We start from the raw sequence: 5,328 nt of genomic DNA, 5'->3' as shown, positions 1-5,328 counted from the left end.
TTATACGCAAGTTAAACTACAAACCTAAGTCGCGTTAGCGACGAAAATCCGCCAGATAAAACTTTTGTTGCGAACTCATACCTTTCACAAGAATAATCAATTAAATCTTTATATTTGCGAATCACATCATTTACCTGACCGTCATCTAGTTCAAACACTTCTACAATTTTACTTATTGATTTTTGAACATCCGTAGCCAAAACTATTAAAGGCCATACGATTGCTTTTTTTGACAAAACTATAGAAGAATCCTTTTTACTTCCGTTGTCAAAAATACTTTCGAACCATATATTTAAAAGTTCTTTCCCCCGACCATTTAAAATCGGATTTACAAATTCATTTACTTTTTGACAAACAACTTTATAACGTTCATTCTCATCATCTGTCTCAAAAGGCAAAACCTGTATAAGGAAATCATCTTTATTGAGTGGATTTGTTATTTTGGAAAGATAATCGTCAATTATCTTCTTTGCGGAATCTGGCAAGGAAGAATACGAACGATGAGCCTCACCATAAAACACGCTTCTAGAATTTTCATCATTTAAAGGATTAGGAGAATTTGTTATTAAAATAAGTTTTTCAACATTCCCCTTACGAGCACCTTCTGACAATGATTCCAATGCTTTTTTCAAATTTGCTCGAACATTTGTGAAATCAGAGCTACTCTTTTCTACAGCTTTTGCTTGTGCTAAAATACTTTTGCCATTTGACAAAAAGATTTCTATATCCTCCAAGTCACTTTCCAACCGCAGAGAATCCATCTCTTTCATGTTTTCGAGCATTAAAACAATAGCGGCATTGACCTGAAAATCAAAGCCAAACAAGACGGAATTTGCACGACGACTCTTACCCATTACAATTCATTCTCTTTGAAGGCTTCTCAAAATCTATAAAGGCAAATCTATTCCATAATATGGGACATCTTCATGTAATTCTAAAATCATTTGCATCTGACTATCCGTTGTTTTGCACACACGTTCACGATAGTCCATTCGAACTGCAATATTATCTATTTCTTGGCGTCGTTTTTTTGAAATTTTAAGGAATTCTAATTCTTGGTCAACCCCGAGATAGCGGCGATTTAACAAATTTGCAGCAATTCCGGTTGTAGAGCTTCCACAAAAAGGATCTAAAATCCAAGCATTTTCTTTTGTGGAGGCTTGAATAATTCTAGCAAGAAGTGGCAATGGTTTTTGAGTAGGATGTTTGCCACAAGTTTTTTCCCAGCGACCAATAGCAGGCATCTGCCATACATCTCGCATTTGAGTGCCGCCATTAATTTGTTTCATCAATTCATAATTGTAATAATGGGGAACTTTTTTATTCTTGCGAGCCCACAGAATAAATTCTGTAGAATGTGTGAAAAATTTGCAACTTAAATTTGGTGGCGGATTTGTTTTCGCCCAAGTGATACAATTGAGAATTCTGAAATTCAATTCATTCAGCATCTGGGCAACAGAAAAGATATTGTGATAAGTGCCGGAAATCCAAATTGTACCATTTTCTTTTAAATGTTCACGACAAACAGACAACCATTTTCGGTTAAATTCGTTGTCTTTTTCAAATCCTTTAGATTTGTCCCAATCACCTTTATTCACACTAACTTGTTTTCCGCTTTGAACTGAAATTCCTCCATTAGAAAGAAAGTAGGGAGGATCTGCAAAAATCATATCAAATTGAAAATCGAGTTGATTTAGTACATCAACACAATCACCTTGAACAAGTGAAAAATCCAAATTTTTTGAACGGAACCAAGCGTTTAAAGCCATTTTTCCTCTATGCCATAAGTCCGCCTCCACCACATCCCTTATCAGAATATGCCGAGGTCCATCCTGTTTTTCCCAAAATACTAATTGATTTCGGCGGTTGTAATTTTTTCAAATCGTTTGCGTCACATATATTTTTAAAAGGACATTCCCTTATTTTCCCATTTTCAGGAAGCTTTGAAACATACTCACTTTTTAATATTGCAATAGCTCCTTCGGGATCACAGCAGGGCATAATTTTTTTGACGCAAGTCGCAGTGATACCCTTACGCCCTTCACCATGGCAAATACGGCATGTTTTATTTCTTGCAGAATGCCATTTAAAAGAATGATCATAAACATCGCATTTAAATACAGCAAGGCTCTCTTTACAAAATTGTTTTCCAATCACACCATATACAAAATAATCCATTAGGCAAGGACTTTGAATACATTCCGCTGGATACTTTTCATTCCATATTTCCCAAACCCGTCTCCACGCTTTAGCATTCATCTCATCTATATAGCCATATTGATGGCAAAATATATCTAAGAAACTCGATACAAGCGGTATAGAAGTTTTTAATACGCCTGTCTTTAAAGCGACTTTTATCGTATTTACATCGCTAGCAACATCTATTTTTTCAAAATCAATTACATTTGTCCAAATATTTAAAACAACCATATCTCGAACAAACATATCCGCTTTTTTATTTCCATACCCAGAACTAACACAATTGATTAATGCGTTTCGCAAATCATAAACATTATTGTTAAAACAAGAAATCAATCCAAATGGAGACACATTTTTTGATTTAACAAATTCTGCTATTTTTTTTGCGTAAGTTTGCCGTTTGTCATTTTGAGACAGATCCGACAGCCCTATATTTTTTACAAATCCTGCAGGGTCACTTATAATTTTATCTTCATCAAAAATTGTATCATCATCTTCAAAAATTTCCGCAAGTTCTGAAAAATCTCTAGAACCACGAAAATCCTGATTTGCAGTAAAAAGCCTAATTCGACAGATGTCTTCAGGGCTTAATCCACAAGTATCCCATACGTGAAAAAAAGCGTGACCATTAGTATCTAGATACACTCTATGCAAGGCATCCGCAACCTTTTCACAATTTTCATCATCTATGCGAACGTCCAAAATATCTTTATAATGACTCTCCCAATATTTGTGAAAGTCCGAAACATAATCATAAGTCGCATCCAATACATAAGTTGAACCTATGTCAGGATATCGTGTGTAAAGGAACTCATTTAATGATTGAACAATTTTACGGGCTTTTTCAATAGAAAGTTCCGAAGAATCTCCAACGACCCTTTTCAATTCACTACAAAAAACAGAGAGTTCGTCCATATCAACTACCTAAAAATTTCCTTCATTATTCCTGCTTCCATATCCTGGATACAATAAATATGATCCAAAACATCAAAAGTCTCTTCAAGATTATTTTTCGCAGACGCCCAGCCGAATCCATCTGTAAACCACACGAAATCAAAATTAGGAATTGTTTTTGCTTCAATTGCAATGGTTTTGTAGCTTCTCGCCGTTTCATTCAGTTTTGAACCACCACTGCCATAGAAATTTGTTTCGATGGCATAGATTTTCCTTTCCGTTTTGACAACATAATCAAAACGTTTCTCCATTTTACCTTGGTTAGAAATTGCCGAAAGATTGATATTCCACTTTTTCGCAATATCAGAAATATACATTTCTTTGAAATAGTTTTTGTCTTTTACGAAGCCAGCTTTTTGAATATACAATTCAACCAGGTCTTCCATCAAATGTCCACCGCGATTTTTCCGTCCATTTGAATCAAGTCCTGTTTCTACACCTGTTACATAATCGACAAGATTGCTTATTAGATGATTCTGCATAAGGTCAAACAATCCAGACTTATCCATAAATGTTGAATAAATTGGAATATCATGCATCTTTCCATTAAATGCATATACAAACATTCCATTTTCATCACTGATAGAAATTTCAGTACTTCTAACAGCCAACAGAATCGGAATACATTTCACGACATTCGGATACTTTGCCAAAATCGATTCAAACTCTTGTTTAATATTCTTAGAACCTATCAGCGAGTTTAAAATATTCAGCTCAATTTTTATAGCATCAACATTACTGAATATTTTAGGGAAATCAGCATAATAAGAGAATGTCGCTATGCTGGGTCTGAAAGTTCTAAACCAATCCATGAAATTTCTTTTAGTCATAGAATTACCTAAAATGCTGATGCTACATTACTTATCAAAAGTTCATTTATCGCTCCACGTTTTTTTGCATTGGAGTTAATCATTCTTGAAGCGGAAACGCGTTTAATCGAGAATTTCTTGTATAACCGGTCAAAAAAATTATCATTTTCACAAACATTCTTTGGATCAGAATTACTAGTAACGACGACAGCTTTTCTTTCAGAGATTTCTTCAATGAATTGAGCTAGTTCGATTTGCTCTTTATCTCCGAAGCCATTTTCGTTATACGATGTAAACGCCGCCGTTTCAGTAAGAGGACGATAAGGCGGATCTAGATAAACAAATGTTTTTGAATCAATAAAGTCCTTACATTGGGCATAGTTGCCTACGGACATCTTTACATTTTGCAACAGTTCAGAACAGGCCTTCAAATTATCCTCATCACAAAGAAGGGGCTTTTTCGCATTGTTAAACGGGACATTAAACAATCCCTTGGAGTTTACGCGAAAAAGACCATTGAAGCAAGTCTTGTTCAAGAAAATGAAAAGAGCAGCCTTTTCAAGATTTTCTTTTTTGTTACCGTTCACCTTTAACGAATTGAATCGTTCTCTCTTTTCAAAATAAAGGTTTTTATTTTCTTCAAGAGATGACTTCCAATATTTCTCTTGCAGATTAGCAAGAATATCCGTTAAATCACCGCAATTTGTCTTTATCTGACAGTAAGTATTTATAAGTTCACCATTGATATCGTTAATGAGAACCTCATTTGGAGCCAAACGAGAAAGAACATCAAAAAGCACAGCACCACCACCTACAAATGGCTCGCAATACTTTTCAATTTGAGCAGGATAATACCTGCGAATTTCGTCCAAGAGCTGCGTTTTGCCGCCAACCCACTTGATAAATGGTTTTGCAGTAATCATAGTCTAAAAATACATAAATAAAATGGCACAAAATGACAAAATGAAAAAACATTGAAAAAAATTGTTAGGGGTGGGTGGGCGGGGAAAAGCCAGGGCGTTGCGGGTGCGGCGTCTGAGCACCCGCAGTAGGGGTAGCGGAAGACCCGACTAGGGCGGGTTATACACAAAACGCCCACTCTTTTGAGTGGGCGTGATTATAAGGGCGGGGTCGGGGCTGAAGCGAGGGGGATTCCTCCCCCTTCATACTAAGCCTTACACCTCTTCAATGCTTGCGTGATATTCCTGCAGAGACTTCACGGCACCAAGTCCGTTCCTTGCGGCGGCGATGCCCTTGACAGTGTTGTAGGCACCGGCGAGGGTCGTGATGTACGGAACCTTGTACTTGATAGCGGCCTTGCGGATGGCGCTTTCGTCCTTGATGGCGTCGCGCTTTGCCCACGGCG

The 5,328-nt window shown here is 36.6% G+C and carries 6 protein-coding genes; all 6 read right to left on the bottom strand.

The genetic code is table 11. The annotated features are described in order from the left end of the window. Positions 1–11 precede the first annotated feature (11 nt). Complete coding sequence (locus Q0P86_RS16420) at positions 12–854, bottom strand: hypothetical protein (protein ID WP_295040992.1); 843 nt, start codon at positions 852–854, stop codon at positions 12–14. Between the two features lie 33 nt (positions 855–887). After that, positions 888–1,769 carry a DNA methyltransferase gene (locus tag Q0P86_RS16415; protein WP_295040991.1) on the bottom strand — a complete coding sequence of 294 codons (882 nt, stop codon included), beginning with the start codon at positions 1,767–1,769 and terminating at the stop codon, positions 888–890. A gap of 7 nt (positions 1,770–1,776) precedes the next feature. Beyond that, positions 1,777–3,114, bottom strand: coding sequence for a hypothetical protein (locus Q0P86_RS16410; protein WP_295040989.1), 1,338 nt, complete (start codon positions 3,112–3,114; stop codon positions 1,777–1,779). A 5-nt stretch (positions 3,115–3,119) separates the two neighbouring features. Continuing rightward, positions 3,120–3,983 (bottom strand): type II restriction endonuclease, encoded by an 864-nt coding sequence (locus Q0P86_RS16405; RefSeq protein WP_295040987.1) that lies wholly within the window; start codon positions 3,981–3,983, stop codon positions 3,120–3,122. Between the two features lie 8 nt (positions 3,984–3,991). Continuing rightward, on the bottom strand, positions 3,992–4,885 hold the full coding sequence (locus Q0P86_RS16400; RefSeq protein WP_295040985.1) for a DNA adenine methylase: 894 nt from the start codon (positions 4,883–4,885) through the stop codon (positions 3,992–3,994). A 252-nt stretch (positions 4,886–5,137) separates the two neighbouring features. After that, positions 5,138–5,328: hypothetical protein (locus Q0P86_RS16395; RefSeq protein WP_295040983.1), on the bottom strand; the 191-nt coding region annotated here is incomplete at its 5' end.

Origin of the sequence: uncultured Fibrobacter sp., assembly GCF_946062555.1 — a bacterium.
Taxonomy (GTDB): Bacteria; Fibrobacterota; Fibrobacteria; order Fibrobacterales; family Fibrobacteraceae; genus Fibrobacter.
This window is presented reverse-complemented; position numbering and strand designations above follow the sequence as displayed.

Coding starts and splice junctions, on each gene's coding strand:
- Q0P86_RS16420 (WP_295040992.1), bottom strand. CDS start 854: ATGGGTAAGAGTCGTCGTGCAAATTCCGTCTTGTTTGGCTTTGATTTT.
- Q0P86_RS16415 (WP_295040991.1), bottom strand. CDS start 1,769: ATGGCTTTAAACGCTTGGTTCCGTTCAAAAAATTTGGATTTTTCACTT.
- Q0P86_RS16405 (WP_295040987.1), bottom strand. CDS start 3,983: ATGACTAAAAGAAATTTCATGGATTGGTTTAGAACTTTCAGACCCAGC.
- Q0P86_RS16400 (WP_295040985.1), bottom strand. CDS start 4,885: ATGATTACTGCAAAACCATTTATCAAGTGGGTTGGCGGCAAAACGCAG.
- Q0P86_RS16410 (WP_295040989.1), bottom strand. CDS start 3,114: ATGGACGAACTCTCTGTTTTTTGTAGTGAATTGAAAAGGGTCGTTGGA.